Source organism: Stenotrophomonas sp. C3(2023) (genome assembly GCF_032911385.1).
In the GTDB taxonomy this organism is placed as follows: Bacteria; Pseudomonadota; Gammaproteobacteria; order Xanthomonadales; family Xanthomonadaceae; genus Stenotrophomonas.
In genome coordinates this window covers 1,783,986-1,807,671 of record NZ_JAWJLO010000001.1, presented here as the reverse complement: position 1 = coordinate 1,807,671, position 23,686 = coordinate 1,783,986, and the positions used below count along the sequence as shown (strand labels likewise).

The window sequence follows — 23,686 nt, the reverse complement described above, 5'->3', positions numbered from 1 at the left end:
CGTGCGTCCTCTTGCTGGATCAGGACAGGCGCTGCTGGAACAGCGGCAGTGTCGCCTGCAGGTGGTGGACAAAACGCTGGTAGGCCTGCGCGTAGCGCGGCCCTTGCGCGGGATCGGGGGTGGCCGCCAGGGCCGGGTCGAACAGCAGGTGGTCGTCGACCAGATCGGCCAGCGACGCTCCCTGTCCATCGATGGCCCACAGCGCCTGCAGCGCCGCGCCGAAGGCCGCGCCTTCGGCCTGCACAGGCACCTGCACCGGGACCTGCAGCAGATCGGCGATCAGCTGGCGCCACGCCGCGCTGTTGGCGCCGCCGCCGGTGAGCACCAGCCGCTGCGCCCGGACGCCGCCTTCGGCCAGCGCTTCCACACCCAGTCGCAGGCTGAAGCTGGCCCCTTCCACGGCGGCGCGATACAGATTGGCGGGGGTGAGGTTGTGCAGGTCCATGCCCTGCAGCGCCGCGTTGGCCAGCGGCAGGTCCGGGCTGCGTTCGCCGTTGAAGAACGGCAACATCACCAGCCCGTCCGCACCGGGCCGGCTCTGCGCCAGCAGGGCCTCGCCCTGTCCACGCGGCAGTCCCAGCAGGCGCGCCACCTGCTCGGTGGCCACGGTGCAGTTCATCGTGCAGACCAGCGGCAACCAGCGCCATCGGCTGCACAGAACGCCGCCCAGCGTCCCTGCGCATCGATCATGGGCGTGGCGCTCCATGCGAACACAGTGCCAGAGGTACCCAGGCTCATGCTCAGGCGCCCTTCGCGCACCGCGCCGGTGCCGATGGCCGCCATCATGTTGTCGCCGCCCCCCACCGCGACCCGTGCCTGCGCCGGCAGACCCAGTCGCGCGGCGACGTCCGGCAACAGTGCAAAGGTTTCCTGCGGCGGCACCAGCGGTGGCAGCAGCGCGGCGAGGTCGCACTGGTCGTCCGTCGCGCGCAGCAGGGCCGCCGACCAGTGCCGCGTTCTCACATCGAGCCAGCCGGTGCCGGAGGCATCGCCACACTCCATGAAACGCTGGCCGGTGAGCCACAGGTTGAGGTAGTCGTGCGGCAGCAGGATGGCGTCGAGCGCGGCGTGGACCTGGGGCCGGTGTCGACGGGTCCAGGGCAGCTTGGAGGCGGTGTAGCCGACACGCAGGGCATTGCCGGCTTCGGCAATACACGCTGCTTGGCCGCCGACCGCCGCGGTGATCGCGTCGCACTCGGCGGTGCTGCTGGTGTCACACCACAGCTTGACCGGCCCCAGTACCTCGTTGTCCCGGCCTACCGGCACGAAGCCATGCTGCTGGCCCGATACCGACAATCCGCGCACGCGCTGACGCACGGCCGGCGACAGGCAGCTGATGGCATCGGCCAGTGCGGCGGTCCAGTCGCCGGCGTCCTGTTCCCGGCTGCCGTCCTCACCGGCGATCAGCGCGAGCGGCCGGGCCTGCTGTTCGAGCACCTGCCGCCGCTGCGCATCGTAGGCGACGACCTTGATGCTCTGCGTCCCGGCATCGATCCCGAGGTACACGCCTTCACGCCTGCTCACGCCCCACCCTCTGCCATCTGCCGCACGTGCTTCCGTCCGATGTCCACCGATAGACATGCAGTCTTGCCTGCCCTGTGCGCGGGAGGCAATGTGCAGTGCGGCAAAAGCATGGGGCACCGGCCGCCATGCAGGACCATATTGGAAACCGGCGCTCGGGCCCAACCTGTTCTAGAATTGTGCGGCTTAACGACGGATCTGCCTTCCCCCTATGCCTTTTGTCGTCACCGAAAACTGCATCAAGTGCAAACATACCGACTGCGTGGAAGTCTGCCCCGTGGATTGCTTCCACGAGGGCCCGAACTTCCTGGTGATCGACCCGGATGAGTGCATCGACTGCACGCTGTGCGAGCCGGAGTGCCCGGTCAACGCGATTTTCCCCGAGGACGATGTGCCGGCGGGGCAGGAGCTGTTTGTCGAGCTCAACGCCGAGCTGGCCAAGGCCTGGCCGGTGCTGACCGTGCGCAAGGACCCGCCGGCCGACGCGGGCGACTGGGACGGCAAGCCGGACAAGCTGAAGCTGCTGGAGCGCTGAGGCGCGCTGCGGTGGAGCATGGAAAAGGCGCCGTCAGGCGCCTTTTCTGTACATCGCAGGTCGCGGTGGATAGCGAGGGGCTGGTGATCGCGGGCGGCGATGCGTCGCGGCGGCCGTCAGTCGCGGCGGCCGGGCGGGGCGGGCTTGCGGGGGACGGCGCAAGTACATCCATGTAGCCTTGTGTCCGCCCATCCAGGGCTCCCACACCCCCGCAAGCCCGCCAACCGCGAAGCCCCTCTCGGCCACCTGCTTGACCGCCTCGGCCTTGAACTCATCTGTGTACTGCTTGCTCGCCATAGACACCTCTTTGGTTACCATTGATTATGGCTCCGAGTTGTCTACGAAATCCTGGCCGGTCCAGTTCGCCTTACCTGCGTGCGTTGCAGACGGCCGTTCCGCTTGCTGCCAGGTTTCATCTGCCAGTTCTCGAGGCTCCGGTTCAGGAGTTCACGTATCTGTCGCCGGCCAAGTGCGCTGGCACTACTGCTGCGGATCGACGACTCTGGGTTGCTCATTACTGGGAGGTCAGCGACCCGGATTTCCGGGATGGATCGGGAGCGGAAACCTTCAGGGAGTTTGCCGAGCGCACGAGGGCTGCGCTGCGGGTCGTCCAGGGGCGTGCGAACGACGGCGCAGTTGTGTTCTGCCACGGGCAGTTCATGCAGATGGTGCGACGGCTGAGAGCAAATCCAGGGCGCGCCATAGATTCCAGTGCCATGCAGGCCTTCAGGTCTGTCGACCTGGAGCGACCGATTGATCACTGCGAGCAGTATCAATTGGCAGTTGACTAAGGCAACTGCTTTTTTCTTGTCCGCTTCTTGGTCTGGATAGCCCTCCGCTTGCTAGGCGCAGCCTTGGCGCCAGTTGACCCTTTCTGAATCTGCTGGATTGCCGAATTCAATGCGCTTGGCAGGTCCTGTAGTGCGGCAAGTCGCCCTTCGAGTTCCGCTGCTTTCGCTTTGTGGGCTGAAGACTCGGCCAGTGCCGCCTTCAACTCGGTCTTTGCGTCGTTGGCCATTCGTTCCAGCGTTTGGCGCTCGCTCGCCATCTGCTTGCGCAGTTGACTTAGATCCGCCGAGATTGATTTGGATTCTTGACGGGCTCGATCGATCTCCTTGTGAGACCGTTCTTCTACATCACGAGCGTGCTGGGAAATGGCTGCTATTTCCGTCTTGGCCTCTGTCAGGATGCGCTCTCGTTCAAAATGCGCGTGTTGGAGTGAGGTGTCTGCGTCACTAAGCTTGTGTTGCGAACTATGCAACTCCTTCTCTGCCCGTTCGGATCGGCTTTCGAGCTGAGCAATTAAGACCCGCATCTCGGCGGCCTGTGCCAATGCCAGGACCTCTCGCTGGAGTGCTTCATCAGTCCTCGATTCTGCTGCGTCGACTACTGCCTGCAGTTGCATGCGCTCAGCAGCCAGTGCGTTGCATGCGGCGTCCAAATCTTCTCGCTGGCCACTGAGCTCTGCGACTATCTCTTGCCGCGCGAAGCCCAGAGCGGCCTCCCACCATTGAGCTGCCAGCTCCTGAATTGCATCCGGGGCTTTTGCTGCATTCAGCCTAGCGCTGTGCTTATCTAGCCTCGCCGGAAGAGCCTTCCACCACGTGTCCAGCCACCGGACGATGGTGTTCGGCGAGTCCGTCCCCAGATGGGAGCGGATCCGCTCCACTGTTGGTCGCTCACCGGTGCCGACGATCGAATCCGCAGCCTCATGAACTACAGATTAAGTAATGCCGCGAGCCATATGGCCTCCGTAAGGGGTTTGGAGCCGTTATGAGCTACAGATCCAGTATGCCAGCGGGCATATGTAGCCCGGGTCTGCGCCCTGCCCCGTTGTTTTCGTACTTGTGATAAGTGATGATTATCGTTAGTAGATACACCCATTTCATAGCATACATTACATAGTATGAAACGAAATAACACATTGCTCGCCAACGCAGCGACGGTCACCAGCCTGGTGCTGCCAGAACAGCTGGCCCAGCATGCCGCCGAAGCGGTGCGCGAGTTGCTGGCCGAAGCGGCCGCCGCCAACACGACACGCAGCTACGCGACTGCCCTACGCTACTGGGCCGGCTGGCACCAAGGCCGTTACGGGGTCGAACTGGCGCTGCCTGTCAGTGAGGCCGTGGTGATCCAGTTCTTGGTCGACCACATCCAGCGCAAGAGCAAGGCCACTCTAGTCAGCGAACTGCCACCGAGGCTGGATCAAGCCCTGGTGGCCGCTGGTCTCAAGGCCAAGGTCGGGCCGCTCAAGCTCTCGACCGTTGTTCAACGTGTGGCTGTGCTGTCCACAGCACACAAGCTCAAGCGTCTGGCCAACCCCTGCGACTTGCCCAGTGTCCGGACCCTGCTTAGCCGGGCGCGACGCGCTGCGGTCAAACGCGGCGAGCGTCCGACCAAGAAGACTGCGATCACTCGGCCTGAGCTCGAGGCAATGCTCGCAACCTGTGACGACACTCTGGAGGGCGTGCGTGATCGCGCCCTGCTCTGCTTCGGCTTTGCCAGTGGTGGACGCCGACGCAGCGAGATCGCTGCCGCTCACATGCGGGATCTGCGCAAGGTCTGCGACGACGGCTACGTCTATCGACTTGAGTACTCAAAGACCCAGCAAGCAGGCGTCAAGGCGGACTCGACGCCGGACAAGCCGATTCTGGGGCGTAGCGCCGAAGCGCTCACGGCATGGCTCAATGCAGGGGGGATCCACGAGGGCGCGATCTTCCGGCGTATTTGGAAAGGGCGTGTTGGCGCTGCCCTGCTCCCGGGATCAGTAGCGTCGATCGTGAAGCGCCGGGCGAGGCTGGCGGGGCTTGAAGGGGACTTCGGGGCGCACAGCCTTCGATCGGGGTTTGTCACAGAGGCCGGCAGGCAAGGTGTCCCACTGCCCGCGGTCATGGCCATGACTGAGCATCGCTCTGTTGCCAGCGTGATTGGCTACTTCCAAGCTGGAGCAGCTGAAGACAATCCTGCGGCTCGCCTGCTGAAATGATTTGAGTTCGTCTGTGACCCGCCTGAAGCAGACATAGAACGCTTGAGCTACGCCACGCCGCCGCGTTGGGCCGGGAAGAGCGAGTTGTTAACCAAGCTATCCAAGAACAGCGGCAAATCCCCGCCTAGCAGCGGGTCCAGCAATCCCGCGGAAGCGCTACAATTAACTTGCATCAACAAAGATTAGGGGGGGGGCTGTCGATGGATGAGTTTCTGATGAGGTTCCTCGATATCGGGGCGTTCAGTCTCAATAGCGATGATACTAAGCTGGAGAAATTGCGCGCGGCGGTTAAGGATTTGGCCGGCGCGCTTCAAAAGAACCCAGCCAAGACCGCTAGTTTCACAATGGTTGCGGCAGATCCCTCAGTGCCCTCGTCAGATCCTGTGCTGGACGAGGCAATGGCGGTCGTCCGCAAGCACTGGGAAACGGTGTCAAACGCGTTCACCGGCCGGCCTGTGGCTGTCCTGCGAGCGGTACTACTGGATGCGATCGTCCAAGCTGCTCGTCGGGACGATGCCATTGCGGTCGCCTTCGTGAATGTAGCGCGAAATGCGTTGGCTCACACTGAGACAGCCGATGAAGCTCCGCTATGGCGCGACGCAGTCAGCGAAATTGAAACCAAGGTTGACGCGCGTGCGGAGGCTGAGTGGGCGACCCCAGAGATGATTTCGGTCGAGCCGCTTCAGTACACCCCGCCGGCTCCAAGGGAGATCGAGTTTGAGCCGCCTGTTGTTGACCGATCTGCACTGCTGGGGTCAATTCATTCCGCTGCCGGCCCATGGGGTCCGAACAACCCAAACCAATTTCAACCCAGTCAAGGGTCGCATTGGTCGCAGCAGTTTGCTGATAAGATGAGCTCGGCCATTGCCGAAACATTGGACGCAATGGCTCAGGAGCTTGCCCCCGCCCCAGTTGACTTATCGGCACCTCTGGCTTCGCTCGCCAAGGCAGTAGCCGCCCACGTCGAAGCGGCTCTAGCGAGCTTCAGCAGCGCCACCACCGGCCTGCAGCGTCGTACCTACCTGCTGTGGTGGAAGGAAGCAATGTTCTCGCCGAGTGCTCACACGAGCTATCTTGAGATGCCTGCCTTTCAGGCGTCAGCGTTGATGGCGCTGGATCTCCATGAACAGGTGCCCACATTTTCGCCCGCAAGCGTTTCGGCGTTCTTGAAGGAAGCGATTCGCAGCTTGCCGGTAGAGCCAGACGGCGAAGGTGAGGGGCAACGCGATGTCGCATCACTGGTTCGTGAGGCCAGAAGCGCTGAGTTCATGCAGCCGTTCCGGGCATTGGCTGCGCAGTACGTGCTGGCGCCGATCGGACGCGGCCCGCTTCTGGCTTTGATTGGTCACGGGCAAGATGCCGCAACCACTGAAGCGACAAAGCTGCGCGACCTTGTCGGCGTCGATGCCTCATCGACAATGACTGCTAGCGAATGGGGGACCTTTCTGTTTCGCGAGCTTCAGGCGGCACGGGCAACTAGCGCCAACAATGGAAAGCGGGCCAGGAAGCGGTGAATGACGAATGGATAAATGTCCCCACCAAGATTGCTTCGCCGACGACAATACCACTTGCACTTTAGGGTACCTCGATCGGGGAAAGTGCCCAGAGTGGCAGCGCATCGATAGCCCCACGGCTACAGCGAAGCCAGTCTCGGAAGAGATGCTTCTTCCGTGGAGCGGCTTGGCGATGGGGGAGTCAGACCTCAACTTCGTCAGCGGCCGGATTAAACCCGTGACTGTAGGCATCGTCGGTCCGGAAAGTGCCGGCAAAACGACCATCCTCGGCGCCTTCTATCTCCTGCTTGGTCGAGGTGTACTAACGACCGAGGAGAACGTCTTCAGTAATTCGTACACCTTGACGGGTTGGGAGGCGGTCGCAGCATCCATGCGGTGGAAGCCAGGACCAATGCCACCTCGATTTCCACCGCACACGCCTAGCGGGAAGGCGCGCGCACCGGGCATGCTGCACCTAGCGTTTCGCCGCAAGGATGGAACGCTCCGCGAACTGCTGTTTGCCGATGCACCAGGAGAGTGGTTCAGAAAATGGGCCGTCAACCAGGAAGCGCCGGACGCAGAAGGTGCTCGCTGGATCGCTAGGCATGCTGACGTGACCCTGCTCATTGCGGACCGCCAAGCACTCTCCGGCTCTAGTCTGGGGACAGCGCGCAACGACTTCCAACTGCTCGCACAGCGTACTATTGCCGAAGCGCGTGGGCGCCCTTTGGCTCTGGTCTGGACTAAGGGGGATGTCGAGGTGGCTGCAGCAATGGAGGCCCAGATTCGACGAGCAGTCGCCTCCCTGCCGCAATCCATTCCTGAGTTCACTGTGAGCGTAGCTCCACGCGAGCAGGTCACCCTTGGAGACGGCTTCCGGGAGTTGTTCGATTGGATCGTCAGCACAAGACGGTGCGGAGTGGTGGTGCCGGCAACGCAGCCGTCCGGAAACGACCCCCTTTTCCGATTCAGCAGGAAATAGACAGTGGCTGATCAGCACACGATCCTACTAGTCGGCGAGTCCAACGTCGGCAAAACCCATTACGGCGCTCAGTTTCTAAAACGACTGATGGTTAAGGCATGCGCCCTACAGATGCGCGGTGCGCCAACGAATCTTGAAGCGTTCACAACCGCGCTTGGCTGTCTGACGGAAGGCAGGGCGACAGACCACACGCCAGCCAGCAACTACGTGGAAAGCGTTTGGCCAATTCGAGATGATTCAGGCCGGTCGGCGGATCTAGTCTGGCCAGACTATGGTGGAGAGCAGGTCCGAAATCTGGTGACCGAACGCCGCATCCCACCGACTTGGCGCGAGAGGACCGTGCAAGCGACAGACTGGGTCGTCCTTATCCGGCTGCACTCACTTCGATCTGAAGAAGATCTGTTTTCGCGGCCGCTCCAAACCTTCGCTGCTGTTGCAGCCCAGAACGAGCATGCTGCGTTCGAACCATCAGACCAAGCGCGAATCATTGAGCTTCTTCAAATGCTGCTGTATCTCGCGCAGTCATCCCTCGACAGGCCGCTACACAAACCACGCTTGACCATTCTTCTCAGCTGCTGGGACGAGCTCAGAACCGCTGAACTGCCGCCTGACTTGCTGGCGGCCAGGTTACCGATGTTCTGGGCCTTTGTCCGGAGCAACTGGTCCTCGCCAAGTGTTATCGGTCTGTCAGCCCTCGAGAAAGCGCTAAGCAAGACGGACCCTGATGCGGATTACGCCATCCGAGGTCCCGAAGAGTTCGGCTACGTGATCCTGCCGAACGGCGAAAGAAGCAACGACATCACACTGCCAATCAGACAACTGATGGCTGAAGCGACCTGATATGCGTATCGAACAAGCGTTGTACGGAGAGGTCAAAGGGCGTGGGCACGGCCTCAAAGGCTCAAGCACCGATTCGTCGGTCGCTGAGAGTGTCGCCACTTGGCTGGATCTTCCAGATGGCGTTCCGCCGGATGTCTTGGCGTGGTCGCCGTTTGTTCGAGGATTTCCTTTTGAGGGGCACTACGTCCTGGCGCGGACATTCGTTGACTCTGGCTCGTCACGAGGTGGCATGGTGCTAACTCACGCACTGATCGTCAGCTTGGACGAAATTTGCCAGACTGATGACCTAGCTGTGTTCTTCGAACGACTGGCCAAGGCCCCTGATGCCTTCCCCCCCGAACTCACCGCCCTAAACATTGCGGTCGCAGGAGGGGCTCACAGCACCCCAACGGACCTAGTCGGTGCCGCCAATGCCTTGGCTGAGCAGCGAGGGCCGGTGATTCGAATGGGCGTAGCTGAGTTTGAAAGTCTAGTGGCTGCGCTCTGGCGGCACCTATGGCCGTCCATGAGGCAGACCTTCGCCTTCCGACTGAGCTTTGGCCCAAAGGATATCGAGGCCCAGCCTGGGCCGGCAATTGTGTGCACGCCAGAGCAACTGCAGGCGCGTTGGATAAGGCATCGAGTCGTCAATCCGACCGACCAGATCCCCCAAACGCCTGCTGCCGCGATTTTGTGTGGTCAACATGATGCGAGACCGTACATCGACTTGTCTCGGGAGCTTGGACTCGAGGCCATTGCCATCAAGGACCTAGCGAGGCTCGCCAGGCTTCACAGCCTGATCGCTAGCGTCGACAGCTTTGACGATCTGCTCAAAGCCGCACGACTGATCGACGGCCTTTCCAACAGCTCTAATCTCGGCAGAGAGTTCAAGTCGAACCTGATAGCGCAACTCGCGACGCTGGTTCCCGCTGCCAGTTGCGCACAGCTGATGCCGATGAGGAATCTGGAACTATCGAGCTTCGAGAGTGTGAGGGCACTCTGGTCTGCCGTAGATCTTCTGGTAAGCAAGTTCGACTTTGCGCAGACTAAGGACGCGGATCTTGTCGCACTCGTCATCGCATCTGCCGACAGAAGCCTTGCTCTACCGGCATGGCGCGAAGCAGTTACGAGTGGGCTTTCCCGTGCCGCGCGTAGAGCGAAACCGGACTTTTTGAAGGCCATTTGGCGATGGGCCGAGCTAAGCCATGCAGCCTTCGCCATTGCAATGGAGCTTTTGCCGTCTGAAGCATCCTCAGAAACTTCGTTGGTACAGGCGGCGCCCAGGAAGCTTGATCCCGTGAGAGCAGCTGAAACCCCCGTGCTGTTGCTCAAGAAAGGATGGCTAACGGCGCATGGAGCGGCTCTAGCAGCCCTCATGTCTCCTCGATCAGCTGCAGAGCAACAACTCAAGGTCGACAGGGAAACCGATAGCATATCTGGCTTGCAGGCAGCTCTTCAGCATGCGACATCAGCTGAGATGTTGCAGGTCACGCTCGACCTAAAGGACGAGCGGCTGGTAGAAATCTGCGGTGATCTCTCGGTCACGAACCCGAAGATGCTTCTGAGCATCCGCTGCGTGGATTTGATGGAGCAGAAGGTGTGGGCTGCCGCCGTTAAGAAGAACAGTTCTTTGTGGAGTGCGCCGAGCGACCCTGTCGATGCCCGAGACCACGTTCTCGCTGAGCTCGGCAGCAGCAAAGCTCCGTTCGCAGGTCTTGTCGAAGCGCTGGCGAAGACACCACTCGCCGACTTGGCCGCGGTACCGAACCGGGCACGCCTTTGGTCGCTACTACCTGTCTCTTGCCGCGACCTGTACTTAAAAGCGACCGCCAATGGATGGTTGGACGCCGCGGTTAGCAGCAACGTCGTTACAACACCGGAGTCCGAGCTCGAAGCCGCGGTATTGACGAGCTCCGAATTTCAGTCTGTGCTTCAGGGCACGACGGTTCCACCGAAGACAATCTTGGCAATCGTCAGTGCTCTACCCGCGTTCCGCGAGGAAGCATTCATGGGCTTCCTGAACTATCTGTTGCGCGCAAATCGATCTTTGCTTCACACAGAGTCTGTGCAGCTTGGTGTCTTGGTGGGCGCCAGACGCTGGAACCATACGATCCAACATCTCTGCAACCTTTGCCTTGGCGGAAGGTCCGATCTGAGGCCGGCGCTGCAGCAATGCGCAAACTCTCTATCCATTTGGCAGCGGTGGACGCTTGGAATATCGAAGCCGAGCATTGAAGACAAGTGGCGGGCCTTGGAGGAGGCGGCATGCGAGTTTTACCCCACCGGACCGGATCACGACGAGCTATGGTCCCGCGCGGGAGGTAAGAACTCCGACCTCCCTGGAAAATCGCAGAACGGTCGCACGAGGTGGCACTCCACACTCAAATCGCTTCGCTATGGCGGTCGCCCGCTTGTGCGCGATCTGCTGAGAGTGATGCGCGACGATTTCCGCGAGAACGACAGGCTTAACCTTTTCGCGAACGACACCGACATCGTCGGATGGCGTTGACACTCTGAGAAGACTTCTGATCTATGAACTCACCCACCTATCCACAAGGTCACGCGCTGCTTATCGGAGTTGCGAATTACCAACGAGTCTCGAGCTTGCCTGCTTCGATTCTGCACGATGCTCAAGACGTCGCAGCCACATTGACGTCGCCAGCTTACTGCGGTTACGACCCCGGGAATGTGGTCACGCTACTGGATGGTCAAGCCACTCGGGTAGCGATTATGGCTGGCCTCGCCGAGTTGGCCATCCGTGCTTGCGTCGACGATACGGTCTGCGTGTTCTTCTCGGGTCACGGGGCAGTCATTGGCAGCCCTGGCGATGAAGACAGCGTGTTGGTTACGGTGGACACCGATCTCTCTGATATTCAGGGGACATCCATCAGTTCCGAGGAGTTCGGCAAGGCGCTGTCAAGAATAAAGGCCAAGCGTGTTCTTGTATTCATTGATGCATGCCATGCAGGTGGCGCAGCTGTCTCAAAGTCACTGTCGGACGGCAAAGGCCACATGTTTAAGTCCGGTTACTCTCAAAACACCTTCATAAAACTGGCCGCGGGCAGTGGTCGTGCGCTGATGGCATCATGCCGCGTTGACGAAGTTTCTACCGTGTTCCATGGTGCCCGGAATAGCGTTTTTACCTCCGCGCTACTGGCAGGTCTTCGAGGCGCAGCTGACAAAGCAGGCAGCGGCTTCATAAGACTTTTCGACCTGTTCAACTACGTCGCAGAAGAAGTCCCGAAGCAGATCCCGGATAACCAGCATCCCATATTCAAAGCAGATAATCTTGAGGTGAACTTCGCAATCGCCTTGAGCTTAGGTGGCAAGAAGGGTGCAGTGCTTGGCGATCTGGCGGAGGTGGGGGGCTTGGTGCCAACTCAGGATTTGTGGGCGGCTCTTGAATCGGCGCTATCGGATCTTTATCCGTTTGGACCTCGTGACCAGGAAATTTGGAGTCGAGCGGGAGGCGATCTTTCTCGCCTCGAATTCCAATCTACAGGCCAAGCTGCATGGCATTCTGCACTTCGAAAGCTGAGGCAAGGAGGCGGCGGACGCTCGATTACCTTCGCGACGCTTATCAGTACAGCTCTTGAAGACTTTGCAACCCATCCGACGCTGATGGCACTGCGGGCGTGCTGAGCGACAAGTTGACGATTAGACTCTACTCCGCTCCAAGTATTTGGGATTCCGTGAAATCCTTGGCAAGTCGTAACTGACCGCTCCCGCTGCGAAGCAGTCGTCGGGATTTCCACAAGGCTAGCGGATTGGTCGGTCGGAACCAGATAAGTAGGGGCCAGTAGCCCGGATGCCCTTTCTCGCTGATGCGCAGCCTTTAGGAACCAACACGCGATGTCCAATCCTTACCCTGCTGGATCTATAGAAGCTTCTGAGTACGCAGTTTGGGAGCGAGGCAAACTCGCTGGCGGTAGTGAACGGGACTTCCTTCGCGCATTTCACGATGAGCAAGGCGTGCTCGACCTACAGGCTTCCATCCAATCCGCGACAGGCAATAAACCTCGCGTTACCTCCCTATGGATCGACCGTTTTCCGATTGCACGCCCCAAAGCCCCGTCAACTCCAGACGGACGGGAACTGGCCGACCTAGCCGTAGTTGTGCGTGTACTTGGGCCAACTGGCCTTCGTGAGCGTATGTTGTTGGTTCAAGGCAAGGTTCATCACTCTTCGTGGAAGAGCATGGGTAGTTCGCCAAAGGAGATTGATTTCCTCGAGAAAGTTCCTGTTTTCGATCTGTTTACGTCAGCGCACCCTAACGCCGAGCCGCTTGGACAGTTTTCTCTTCGGTCCGACTTCGGCCAGCCACCGCACGCGGGTATCCCCTTCTGGGCGTACCTGTTGTTCGCACCCTCTTCGCCTGTTGCCGTCCCCGGTGGACCGTCGCACGCGTATGTCGCATGGCCTAGCCAGCGGACGACATGCGAACCATTTTTCTCCTGCGTAGTTGAGCAAACCCGCGCCTGCCTGGCCGGCTCAACAGTAAACGGGGCATCGAACTGCATGCCCCCTTGGGGAGCGGATGTCGGTCGAGGGACTTCTTGCACGGAGTGGAGGCGTCTGTATGTCACCTTGTCCTATCACGTGCACCGCAAGCTCGCCTCGAAGCTTACGGGTGGCCGCTGGAAGAACATAGCGCCGCTCGCCTTACCTCAGCAGGCGATCTCGCTCGTGGCCGCCGGTAGTGGTGGGGACTTGGGTTTGATGAGTACTGGGTTCGCAACTCAGTTTGAGAGCACGAGAATTTTTCGCACTAAGTGCCACGATTTTTATCGCGCAGAGATCCACGAGTGGTGCCAGTTCGACTACCTCCGCGTCATGCAGGCAGATCCCTATACGACCGACGAAGGTTTGGATGGTGACGGACCTGAGTGGCCCGAAGACCTCGACGTAGAAGACTATGGTTCAGGATTTGGGATGATCTTCGTAGACTTGGTGGAGCAACTTGACTGAAGGATCGGCTGGTTAGTTGGCGATGCTCTAGCGCATTCTTCCGCAAGAATTTTGGAGTGATTCTGCTGCGGCGAATTACGCCGAGAAGTGGCCTGCAATCGGTCAAGCACGGGAACCTGATACCCACGATAATTCTTCCTAATCCCCTGCCCCGCCGATGCCCGCCACACGCCAAGAGCAGTCATCTAGGATTTTTCGCATCGGAGATGCTCAGCCTTTGAAATCGCGCTCGCTGAGCCTTCACGCGATTCATCGTTCCCCTCTCCTGATCCGCGTCCAAAGAGAAGCCTCGACGGAGTTGTGCTTTGGTCGCATGGTTCGCGAGGACAAGCTGGCTGTCTCCGAGTCCGTGGCCTCCATGAATGACGATGGGGATCAGGACTTTCCCTGAAAGGTCTTGTGCTTTGATGAATCTGCGGATCACCCGCGGTGTGGTATCTCCCCAGATGGGAAAACCCAGGTACACGGTGCCGTAGCCGGCCATGTTTGAAACCTTGGTCTCCAATGCAGGCTCGAATCCGCTATCGCTTTCCTGTCGCGCCTGTTCGACGTTGACCAGGTAGCCCTCCGGATAAGGCAACGCAGGCCGGATCTCGAACAGGTCGGCGCCCGGTTCGCAGTGGATCAGGCCTGCAACGACACGCGTATTCCCGGAGCGTGAGATGTAGGCGGCCAGCGTGCGGGAGGGAGTGCCCGATGTTTGCGCCTGGTGCGACGACGCCTTGATCCAAGAACCGGTCGCATCCTCGGCAACCTCTTTGTACTGCACGACGAACCTCTGGCGCCGTTCGAGGCGATGCAGCTCGACACAGACTACCTAGCCCTGCTCAGCCTGTCCTTGGGGCATTTGGCCAAGACCGTTCAGGTCGTGGGCTTGAACACGCTCCGGGAGATCGCGCACGACCCGCTGCTGTCCGGTCACACCGTGCCCTCGCGGCTGCAGGTCCTGGCCGAACGCCTTGCCAACGAAGTCATTGCAGGCCAGGAACTCGTCCGCAAGAGGAGGCCCCTCTCGATTCCGAAGAAGGGGGCTTGAGCCTTCTTCGGAAGGGTGATTGCCCCGATTCGGAATCCGAAGCAGGCCTGCAACGCGCGCCAGACACCGACCTTCGGAATCCGAAGCACGCTAGTACTGTACGTAGTACTGGTATGAATGAAGTACGTAGTACTGGGCGGTCGCTCGCGCTGGATGGACTGCAGTGGCTCAAGCGCTTCGCGGAACTAAGAGCGGAGCAACACATGAGTGCCCGGATAGCGTCGCAGCAGGTGGACGATACCCGGCGGAAAGCCGTGTTGGACGAATGGACCGCACGTTGCAGCAGGCACGGCATCCGCAATCCTGAGGCGCACCTGTTTGGCATCATCCAGCGCGTGATCCGGGGCGAATTCAACGTTTGGGCCAAACAAGCCCAGCCCGCCCCACCTGCATCAGTCTCAACACCGGCAACGCCGCGTGAAGCTCCAACCAAAGCCGTCTCACGCGAAGGCGCGACAGCACATTGCGCGTCTGAAAGATTTGCTTCGCAAGCCGTAGATTGCAAATTATCCGCAGGGAGTAGAACCACAGAGCGCCATGGGGGCTAGCTTTACCCCCTGCGAGTTTGGTCATCCAAGAGCTTTCCGGATGGAGAGGAGCAAGGAAATTCACGCGGACCGCGTACAAAGCGCGTTGGCGCTGCTTGTCAGGCTCATCGACCTGGAGCACTGAGGCCTTGCGCCTAGGTCGAGCAGTCGCGGCTGTTGGATTTCATTGTCGGTCCTTGGTCTAATCTTGGAGGGTGATATCTCAGGGATCCTTGTCGTCGGCGAACAGGGTTTTGAGATCGGTTTCCCAGGAGTCACCCAGCTCAATGCAAGCGAGCTTCTGTGCAAACGAACTGACGGCGAGTATTCGTTGTGCTTCATCCTCACCAGCCTGTGCGACGGTTTCTTGCAACTCCCGGACTAGATCTTCGGCATAGTCCTCCCGCGCCTCGATACTCCATTGCGCCAGCGCTCGGTCGAACTCCCTTTGAATCCCCGCCCGCACATGGGCATGCTCCGTTTGGAACGAGTCTTCCCTTCGCTCGGAATAGAAGGTCGGCGCAGTGGCCTCGACAATGAAACGTGCTGGCTTCGCTGATCGTGGATTTAACGCAAAGCCACGCGTCGGAAGACCTGAGCTGGGCCCAAGAGCCAATGAGAGTCGCCACCCCCCGAACAAGGAAATATAGGCGATCCACTTGTCACCTACGTCGGCCACGATCAGAACGTGTTCGAATCCTGAGCTTTGCGCATAAGGAGTCTTGTCGTGCGGAGTGAGCGAGTTGATCTTCGGCCATTCGTTGACGAAATCCCATCCCGCAAAGCGATTGATGGCAGGCTCTCCATAACGAATTGCTTTAAGCAGATCCCCAGAGAGAAGCTTGCGTGCCTGTCCGTTCCCGAACAGAACCACACATCCGACCACCGCCGACTTCGCAGCACACCGCCAAACCTTGGGCCCATCGAACGAAATCTGCCGATGCACCATAGGCGCCTTCTCCTGAACCCGAATTGCACTCAACACTTCAACGGAAGCCCCTCGCTTGGCAAGGATGGAGAGCATCTGCTCGGCATTGGCCTGACTGTTCGCACTAAGCTGTTGCTCTACCCCGTACACCATTTCTCTGGGGACCTTCCCCGGCCTTGCCACAGGAACGAACCCCGGCGCCAAATCTAATTCAAGCCCAACATCTAGCTTTGCTGCGCGTAGCAGCGTTGGCGGGGCCTTGTTCCGGCCCGACCAAATTTTTAGCCCATTCCGGATCTCTTCGAACCCTTTGGCAAGGGCATCGTCGACCTTTCCCGTCTCTTCATTCGCAAAAGCGTTGTTGCAGACAAGACAGGTCGCTTTCCGAGTCGCCAGACGCCCGCCCAGTGCTGATAAGAAAATATGCTCCTCGCTACCAGGGTCGAGATCGCGATCGCAAAACAGGCACTTGTCCATCTATGGCTCCAAAAAGGTTAAGCGTAAATCCCATTCGTAGCGCGAAATAATAGCCTTCACTGGCCTTCCTTGGCTCTATCCCCGGACCACACCCCTGCCAGCTGCCGCACCAAACGCAACCCGGAACCTTCCCCGTTCCGTTTCTTGACTGACATCCCCCCACTTGCCCGGAAGCTGCTGGCTCATTCCCCTACAGAGAGCCCTCACCCTGGCAATCGATGAGTCTTTGAGGTTGAACCTCGGGTCATTGCGCAGCGCAATGACGCTGACGCTGCACACCCATCACGCCTCCACGATCCGGCATGACCGTGCTGCCGCCGCTGAATCGCGATGACTGCTTTGGGTCGGCAGCTGCCCTCCCGTACCCCTGATAAACATCCCTTATCCCTACCACGCTGAAATGAGATTCTTGGGGCGAAGGCGGCCGCCGGCCAAGCTGCACCAGCAGGCCAAAGGGATCCAGTTGGTCGACTAGCTGTAACGTCGTCAGACGGTGGCTTACCTGAAGAATGAACCTCTTAGCCATGGAGATGGTGAGTACTTGCACATGAGGCATCCCCATTGCATTGAACTCATCGATATACAACAACGACCTCAAGAATTTGCGATCAGGGAGAGAGTCAGTGAACCCCAGATCGTCCCAGACACTTGTACGACCTCGCATCAGGGAGACTCAAGTCGCTGTGAACAGCCGAACTGCCCCAACCCAAATGCGCTAGTACGGACTCCTGAGGATCTGAAAGATGAGAACCTACCACCACAATGACTCATCTGGGCAGGACTGTCTGCCTGCCGACGTCCCCCCGAGATTGAGTAGCGCAGCGGTTTGGAGTCCAATCCTCAATGACAAGGAGATTGGACGTGAAGAAGCGCTTTTCCGAAGAGCAGATCATCGGCTTCCTGCGCGAAGCTGAGGCCGGCATGCCGATCAAGGACCTCTGCCGCCAGCATGGCTTCAGTGAGGCCTCGTACTACTGTGGCGCAGCAAGTTCGGTGGCATGAGCGTGCCCGACGCCAAGCGGCTCAAGGACCTGGAGGCGGAGAACACACGCCTGAAGAAGCTGTTGGCCGAACAGGTGTTCGAAAACGACATCATCAAGGATGCACTGCGAAAAAAGTGGTGACCGCACCGGCGCGCAGGTTGCTGGTGCGGAGCATGGTCGAGAAAGGGCTGAGCGAACGGCGTGCGTTGGTCGTCGTGCGCATGAGCGCCAGTGCGCTGCGCTACGAGCCCAGGCCTGACCACAATGTCGAGCTGCGCGAGCAGATCGCTGCGCTGGCGCACCGGCACAGACGCTACGGCGTGGGCATGATCCATCTGAAGCTGCGGCAGCAAGGACATGTCGTGAACTACAAGCGCGTGGAGCGGCTGTATCAGCAAGCGGGCCTGCAGGTGCGGCGCAGAAAGCGTAAGAAGGTGCCGGTAGGCGAGCGCCAGCCGCTCCTGCGGCCGTCCGCTGCCAATGAGGTGTGGTCGATGGACTTCGTGTTCGACCGTACGGCAGAAGGCCGGGTGATCAAATGCCTGACCATCGTTGACGACGCCACCCACGAAGCCGTCGCTATCGAGGTGGAACGGGCCATTTCCGGGCAGGGAGTTGCCAGGGTGCTGGACAGATTGGCCATCCAGCGCGGCCTGCCACGCGTGATCAGGACAGATAACGGCAAGGAGTTCTGCGGTAAGGCGATGGTGGCTTGGGCTCACGGAAAAAGAGTTGCCCTGCGCCTGATCGAACCGGGCAAGCCGAACCAGAATGCGTACGTGGAGTCGTTCAACGGGCGGCTGCGCGACGAATGCCTCAACGAGCACTGGTTCCCGACGCTGCTTCATGCCCGCACCAGTATCGAAAGCTGGCGGCGCGACTACAACGAAGAAAGACCCAAAAGAGCGCTTGGCGGTCTGACACCCGCCCAGTACGCCGCCCAGCTGGCGGCGAAGGAAGATAAAATCAGCACCGGACTCTAAGCCCGACCGCTACTCAGGCCGGGGGGACGTCGGCACATGGCTAATTGCCCCGGCTTGACAACCAGGTCTTTAACTGGGCGAGCGGCTCTCAGCGTTGAGCTCATGGATGGGTCCTCTGGACCCGAGCCAACAGAAGCCCGCTACCTGTTGACACAGGAAGTGAGGCATGGAAGGCTAGCCCCAATCGGCGGATTATCCGGTTGTTCAGAAAGGTCAGGGTTGCCTCCCTGGCCTTTCGTCGTTCTAGCCGCAGGCATCCAGCTGCTTCAGGCCATAGTTGTCGTCTCCGCCGTCTAGGTACTGCCACGGGCGTGGCCCCCCAGCATTATCACGCTCGGCGAGTTTCCGCAAACGCAACCATTTGACCAATAAGGGGTTTTATGGATTTTTGGATTCGTGGCGCGACGACAAGGGAGCCGCCGAGGTCTCGTGCGGGCGCATTCCAAATGCCGAAAGATACCGAAGATGCTTTCGTCGAATCGCGTCCCTGATGGCCGTTCTTTTGCCGAATCGTGACCCTGACTGCTAATCGCTTTGCGCTGGCAAGGCCCCTTCGCTGGAAAACCGCGTGCATTCAACAGCGTACGGGTGGCCATCAATCAGCGAAACCGACATCTTGCCGCTGTACCTATCCCACGCCTCACTTGCACGCGTCATAAACCAGATCATCCATCTGGCGGCTCAGGGCAAAAGACCGCCGATGCCCCGCATTCCGGTAAGCCGCGTCCCGCTGGGCTTTGGCGCGTGCACAGCGCTCGGGCTCCCTGTGCTGCGAGAAATGAATCATGGTCGCGGCAGGCCGGGAACCTTGGCGCTGCTGCGCCTGACGCGCGGCGACCTCGCGGCGCATGGCGTCGATGCGCTGCTCATTTGCGATGATGTCCGCTGATCGCGGCGCCACCTCAACGTCCCACGTCCTGACCGGAGGGCCATTTTCACAAGGCATCGAGCGGTACTCGGTCCGGCCACCCTCGACACACTTGTAGACCTGCTGGGCCTGTACCTGTGTTGCAGAAATAACGGCCATTAACGCCACTGCCAGCATCACGTCCGTGCGCATGTGTTTCCCCTGTCCCTGTAGCGTGAGCATATAGGGGAACACAACGACAGTGCCAGGTGCACTCGTTCCGAGCGCGACCTGTTGGTACCGCCACGCTGACCAAGCAGCCGGGTGCGGCAACATATCGCACGCCTGCCTTGTCGCCGTGCAGAGCTTCAACCTTCCCCTACAATGCCGATGTGCCCTTCCCCGCCTTCCATCGCAGCCTCAGCATGCTGGCACTCGTTGCCGTCCTGCTCATCGTGCTCGCCCCCATGGTGAGCCGATGGATCGTGCACGGTGCCGGGCCTGCGCATGTCGAGGCGCTCAGCACGGTGGAACACCGCCACGCTGCACCGCAGGATCACACCAAGGGCCATGGGTTGGTCGACGCGGCATCCACCAAGGCGGGGCACAGCGCTCACGATCATCAGGCAATGGCCATGCCGGCAAACAGCGATGATCCAGTGCCGCCGCCGCCGGCCCACCTCCCGGGAAAGGACCCGCATGCAGGCCATGACATGGGCGTGGACTGCGAGTACTGCCTGATCGCTGCGCGCATGCTCAGCTTGCTGGTGGCGTTGCTCGTCGCCCTGATCGGCCTGCGTCCAGCTCGCTACGTGCGTGCCTCGACGCTGCCCTGGCGTGCCAGCATCGCGCCCGGCCATCTGGGTGCCCGCGGGCCGCCGCTGCCCGTCTGACCGGCCGCGCCACCGGCGTGGCAACCCGTCGCTGCGAAACGCGGCCTGCGCTCGACTGCGCCGGCACGCCGCTGCCTCCTGTTTTCCCGCACCATCCGGCGCAGGCCGGGTGGCGCCATGTGTTGTGATTATGACAAAGAACCCTACCCGTTCGCCGCTCCCGCTGCATCTGGCCATCGCGCTCGGCTGCCTGTGCGCGTCGCCTGCCAGCGCATCCGCGCAGGAAGGCACCGCCCTCACCCTCGGCACCGTGCAGGTGACCGATGCGGATCACTGGGACCGTAGTGCCCACGCCGTTTTCAGTTCCGTCGATGTGATCGGTGGCGACCTGCTGCAGTCCCAGCGCGTCGAGCACAGCTGGGAGCTCCTGATGAACGCACCCGGTGTGCAGGTGACGCAGTTCAAGATGGGCACCGACGCAGGCCGCTTTTCGTTCCGCGGCTTCAACGGCGAAGGCCGCGTCAATGCCGTGAAGCTGCTGATCGACGGCATACCCAGCAACGACAACGCCGGCGGCATGCCGTATCTGGATGCGGTGTGGCCGCTGGACATAACCGCCATGGAAATTGTGCGCGGCACCAATGACGCGCGCTACGGCCTCCATGCCATCGCTGGCGACGTCAACGTGGTTACCCGGCAAGGCGGCAATGACGGCCAGCTGAGTGTGACCGCCGGCAGCTTCGGCACGCAGGACCTGCAGGCCGCCAAGGGATTCGAGCGCGGGGCGTGGTCGCAGAACTACTTCATCGGCTGGCGGCAGTCAGCCGGCGAGCGTGATCACGCCGACGCTACCCAGCGCAGTTTCGCGGGCAAGTGGTTCTACACCGCTGCGGACGGGGTTTGGCGCGGCGGTGTGACCGCGCGTTACTACCAGAACGCGGCGCTGGAAGCCGGCTACCTGGGTTACGCCGAACTACAGGCCGATCCGAAACAGTCGCCGGCTTATGCCAGCGACGACCGCAGCGAGCGCCAGACCCGCCAGAGTGCACTGCACTTCGACGGCCGCATCGGCGGGGACTGGGTATGGGCCGCGAAGGCCTACCAGAACGACTACCGCAATCAGCGCTGGGTCACCTTCACCGAGGGCGGCGCGCAGCAGGAGCGGTTCAACGATGAAACGCAGCGCGGCCTGATCCTCACCGCCACCTGGCGGCCGGACACCTCGCTGGCCGAGCTGGTGGTCGATGCCGGCGTGGACGGCCAATGGCAGGACAACATCGCGCAGCGCTACCGCACGGTGCAGCGTCAGCGCCAGCTCACACTGCGCGATTGGGACTTTGATCTGGAGACCCGCGGCGCCTACGTGCAGGCGGTGATCCGACCGCTGGACAAGCTGAAGCTTGTACCGGCGTACCGTGTGGATCGCATCTGGGGTGACTTCGCCGATGCATCCACGGGCGTGCAGGCACCGGTGTACGACTATGGGCTGATCAGGCAGCCCAAGTTCAGCGCCTCCTACGCCCTCACCGATGCGGTGGTCGTCTACGCCAACTGGGGGCGCACCTTCCAGATCGGCAGCGGCAACGGTGCGTACCGCACGCAGGCGGGCAACCTGTCGCCTTCCATCAACCAAGGCTGGGAGTCGGGGGTGAAGTGGTCGCCCGTGGCGGGCCTGCAGACCCGCGCTGCGGTGTGGGAGCAGACCGCGTCGGACGAGGTGGCCACGATCCTAGGCGTGAACGGCTCCGTTGGCAGCAATGAGGTCGGCAACGTCGGCAGCACCCGACGCCGGGGCTGGGATCTGCAGGCCAACTGGCAACCCGATACGCGTTGGCGGGCGTGGGCCTCCTATTCGCGGCAGAAAGCCATCATCGAAGTGCCCGATCCCAGCGCGCCGGCGACCGGCGGGCGGCAGATCGAGAACGTGCCGAACTGGCTGGCCAGCGTTGGTGTGGAGGTCAGCCCCACTGATGACTGGACCTTCAGCGCCTGGGGCAACGGCCAGGGTGACTACTACGTGGAGCGCACCAACACCTTGGGCCGCCATGGTGGCTACGCGCTGCTCAACCTGGGTGTCACCTTCCGGCTCGACCTGCACACTCAACTGTCGCTGCAGCTGAAGAACGCAGCCGACCGGGCCTATCTGTACGCCTGGCATGATAGTGGTTCGTCCGGCTACTCACCCGGCGACGGCCGTGCGCTCTACCTGAGCTGGACACGGGAGCTCTGACATGAAAGCCATCGTCCCACCTGTCACCGTTGACCGTCCGCGCTTCTACCGCGCGGTATGGCGGTGGCATTTCTATGCCGGGCTGTTCGTGCTGCCGTTCATCGCCTGGCTGGCACTGACAGGCGCGGTCTACCTTTATCAGAAGCCCATCGACCGCTGGGTCCACAGCGGCCTGAAGGTGGCCTCGTCGGTGGGCGCGACGCGGGCACTGCCCAGCGCCGATATCGCCGCCGTGCAGGCAGTAACCGAGGGCGATGTGTTCCGCTACACCGGGCCGGAACGCAGCGATGGCAGCGTGGAGGTCGGCGTCGTCGAAAGGGATGGGCGCCGGCAGGTCTATTACGTGGACCCCGGAAGTTCGCGCGTGCTCGGTCATCTGCCGGAGAAAGGCACGTTCTCGGGCATCGTCCGGCGCCTGCACAGCCTGGACCTGCTGGGCACCTACGCCAGCGCGCTGATCGAGATCGCAGCCGGCTGGGCGATCCTGCTGGTCGCCACGGGTGTCTACCTGTGGTGGCCGCGCGGCCAACGCGGTGGCGTGACCACGGTACGCGGACGGCCAGGCCAACGCGTGTTCTGGCGCGACCTGCATGCCATGACCGGGGTGTGGGTGGGCCTCGTGCTGGTGTTTCTGGCTGTCACCGGCATGCCGTGGTCGGTGGTGTGGGGGCAGCAGGTCAATGCGTGGGCCAACGGGCACGACTACGGCTACCCGGCCGGCGTGCGCGTGGACATACCCATGTCACACCAGCGTCTGGCCGATACCACGACGCCTGCGTGGTCGATGCAGCAGGCCCGCCTGCCCGTCTCCACTACGTCGCATGCTCACCACGCGGCGAAGCCCGGCAACGACGGGCATGGGGCGCATGAGGGGCATGGAGGAGACGCCCCTGGCGACCTTTCGCCGCAACCGGGCGCCATCGGCATTGATGCCGCTGTTGCGGCATTTGACCGTATGGGTCTGGCCCGAGGCTACAGTGTCAGCCTGCCGCGCGGCGCCACGGGGGTGTACACCGGCTCGGTGTATCCGGAGGCACTGGAGCACCAGCGGGTCATCCATCTGGACCAGTACAGCGGCATGGTGCTGCTGGACACGCGCTACGCCGACTACGGGCTGTTGGGCCGCGGACTGGAGTGGGGCATCAACGTGCACCTCGGCCAGCACTATGGCACGGCCAACCGCCTGTTCCTGCTGGTTGCCTGTCTGGCGATCGTACTGGTGTGCGCCAGCGGCGCGGTGATGTGGTGGAAGCGCCGCCCACTCGGCGGCATCGGGGTTCCGCCACTGCCACGACAAGGCCGCAGTGTTGCTGGCGTGTTCGCGCTGCTGTGCATCGGCGGGTTGGTGTTTCCGCTTGTCGGCCTCTCATTGCTGCTGGTCGGTCTGCTCGATTTTGCGGCCACCCGTGGCTGGCGGAGATAGCCGCGCTCACCTTCGCCGCCCGTGAATTTTCCCTCACCGGTTTTCACATCGGTGCAATCGGCGCAGACGCAGTATGCACATTCCCCACCCAACTGCCAGCCAGGGCCTTGTGGTT

General features: G+C 61.1%; 14 protein-coding genes and 6 pseudogenes. 14 read left to right on the top strand and 6 right to left on the bottom strand.

What is annotated here, in order from left to right; genetic code table 11:
• Nucleotides 1-19 precede the first annotated feature (19 nt).
• A pseudogene (gene xylB / locus RZA67_RS07895) lies at nt 20-1,581 on the bottom strand (xylulokinase).
• A 151-nt stretch (nt 1,582-1,732) separates the two neighbouring features.
• Here xylB and fdxA point away from each other — a divergent pair.
• Nucleotides 1,733-2,056, top strand: a complete 324-nt coding sequence (gene fdxA / locus RZA67_RS07890) for a ferredoxin FdxA (protein WP_317212144.1) — start codon at nt 1,733-1,735, stop codon at nt 2,054-2,056.
• 210 nt (nt 2,057-2,266) lie between these two features.
• Here the strand turns inward: fdxA and RZA67_RS16475 are convergent.
• A pseudogene (locus tag RZA67_RS16475) lies at nt 2,267-2,353 on the bottom strand (transposase); the annotation flags it as partial.
• Between the two features lie 490 nt (nt 2,354-2,843).
• A pseudogene (locus RZA67_RS07885) lies at nt 2,844-3,761 on the bottom strand (DNA-binding protein); the annotation flags it as partial.
• A 201-nt stretch (nt 3,762-3,962) separates the two neighbouring features.
• Between RZA67_RS07885 and RZA67_RS07880 the strand changes: the two are divergent.
• The 7 genes from RZA67_RS07880 to RZA67_RS07850 all read left to right on the top strand — a co-directional run bounded on the left by RZA67_RS07880 (nt 3,963) and on the right by RZA67_RS07850 (nt 13,304).
• Nucleotides 3,963-5,042 (top strand): site-specific integrase, encoded by a 1,080-nt coding sequence (locus RZA67_RS07880; protein ID WP_317212143.1) that lies wholly within the window; start codon nt 3,963-3,965, stop codon nt 5,040-5,042.
• Nucleotides 5,043-5,242: 200 nt separating this feature from the next.
• Entirely contained in the window at nt 5,243-6,556 is a 1,314-nt protein-coding gene (locus RZA67_RS07875; RefSeq protein WP_317212141.1) for a GTPase-associated system all-helical protein GASH, read from the top strand.
• Nucleotides 6,557-6,728: 172 nt separating this feature from the next.
• Nucleotides 6,729-7,517, top strand: a complete 789-nt coding sequence (locus RZA67_RS07870; RefSeq protein WP_317212140.1) for a hypothetical protein — start codon at nt 6,729-6,731, stop codon at nt 7,515-7,517.
• A gap of 3 nt (nt 7,518-7,520) precedes the next feature.
• On the top strand, nt 7,521-8,357 hold the full coding sequence (locus RZA67_RS07865; RefSeq protein WP_317212139.1) for a hypothetical protein: 837 nt from the start codon (nt 7,521-7,523) through the stop codon (nt 8,355-8,357).
• Nucleotide 8,358: 1 nt separating this feature from the next.
• The gene (locus RZA67_RS07860; RefSeq protein WP_317212137.1) at nt 8,359-10,845 is read left to right on the top strand and encodes an effector-associated domain EAD1-containing protein; all 2,487 of its coding nucleotides are present in this window, start codon (nt 8,359-8,361) and stop codon (nt 10,843-10,845) included.
• A 23-nt stretch (nt 10,846-10,868) separates the two neighbouring features.
• Nucleotides 10,869-11,978 carry a caspase family protein gene (locus RZA67_RS07855; RefSeq protein WP_317212136.1) on the top strand — a complete coding sequence of 370 codons (1,110 nt, stop codon included), beginning with the start codon at nt 10,869-10,871 and terminating at the stop codon, nt 11,976-11,978.
• A 945-nt stretch (nt 11,979-12,923) separates the two neighbouring features.
• Nucleotides 12,924-13,304, top strand: a complete 381-nt coding sequence (locus RZA67_RS07850) for a hypothetical protein (RefSeq protein ID WP_317212135.1) — start codon at nt 12,924-12,926, stop codon at nt 13,302-13,304.
• Nucleotides 13,305-13,485: 181 nt separating this feature from the next.
• Here RZA67_RS07850 and RZA67_RS07845 read toward each other — a convergent pair whose 3' ends face one another.
• A complete protein-coding gene (locus tag RZA67_RS07845) occupies nt 13,486-14,073 on the bottom strand; it encodes a flavodoxin (protein WP_317212134.1) in 588 nt (195 codons plus the stop codon).
• On the opposite strand from RZA67_RS07845, the pseudogene RZA67_RS07840 reads away from it, so the two are divergent.
• Nucleotides 14,011-14,838, top strand: a pseudogene (locus tag RZA67_RS07840) (STY4528 family pathogenicity island replication protein); the annotation flags it as partial. The gene RZA67_RS07845 and the pseudogene RZA67_RS07840 overlap by 63 nt on opposite strands.
• A gap of 252 nt (nt 14,839-15,090) precedes the next feature.
• Here the strand turns inward: RZA67_RS07840 and RZA67_RS07835 are convergent.
• Nucleotides 15,091-16,272: an HNH endonuclease gene (locus RZA67_RS07835; RefSeq protein WP_317212133.1), complete on the bottom strand. Its 1,182-nt coding sequence runs from the start codon at nt 16,270-16,272 to the stop codon at nt 15,091-15,093.
• A gap of 208 nt (nt 16,273-16,480) precedes the next feature.
• Between RZA67_RS07835 and RZA67_RS07830 the strand changes: the two are divergent.
• Nucleotides 16,481-16,603: pseudogene (locus RZA67_RS07830) on the top strand (TIGR03761 family integrating conjugative element protein); the annotation flags it as partial.
• A 512-nt stretch (nt 16,604-17,115) separates the two neighbouring features.
• Nucleotides 17,116-18,238, top strand: a pseudogene (locus tag RZA67_RS07825) (IS3 family transposase).
• A gap of 640 nt (nt 18,239-18,878) precedes the next feature.
• Here RZA67_RS07825 and RZA67_RS07820 read toward each other — a convergent pair.
• Nucleotides 18,879-19,298 (bottom strand): hypothetical protein, encoded by a 420-nt coding sequence (locus RZA67_RS07820; RefSeq protein ID WP_317212132.1) that lies wholly within the window; start codon nt 19,296-19,298, stop codon nt 18,879-18,881.
• 179 nt (nt 19,299-19,477) lie between these two features.
• On the opposite strand from RZA67_RS07820, the gene RZA67_RS07815 reads away from it, so the two are divergent.
• The 3 genes from RZA67_RS07815 to RZA67_RS07805 all read left to right on the top strand — a co-directional run bounded on the left by RZA67_RS07815 (nt 19,478) and on the right by RZA67_RS07805 (nt 23,571).
• Nucleotides 19,478-19,978, top strand: coding sequence for a DUF2946 family protein (locus RZA67_RS07815; protein ID WP_317212131.1), 501 nt, complete (start codon nt 19,478-19,480; stop codon nt 19,976-19,978).
• A gap of 130 nt (nt 19,979-20,108) precedes the next feature.
• The gene (locus RZA67_RS07810; RefSeq protein WP_317212130.1) at nt 20,109-22,148 is read left to right on the top strand and encodes a TonB-dependent receptor; all 2,040 of its coding nucleotides are present in this window, start codon (nt 20,109-20,111) and stop codon (nt 22,146-22,148) included.
• Between the two features lies 1 nt (nt 22,149).
• Nucleotides 22,150-23,571 (top strand): PepSY domain-containing protein, encoded by a 1,422-nt coding sequence (locus tag RZA67_RS07805; protein WP_317212129.1) that lies wholly within the window; start codon nt 22,150-22,152, stop codon nt 23,569-23,571.
• The last annotated feature ends 115 nt before the right edge of the window (nt 23,572-23,686 follow it).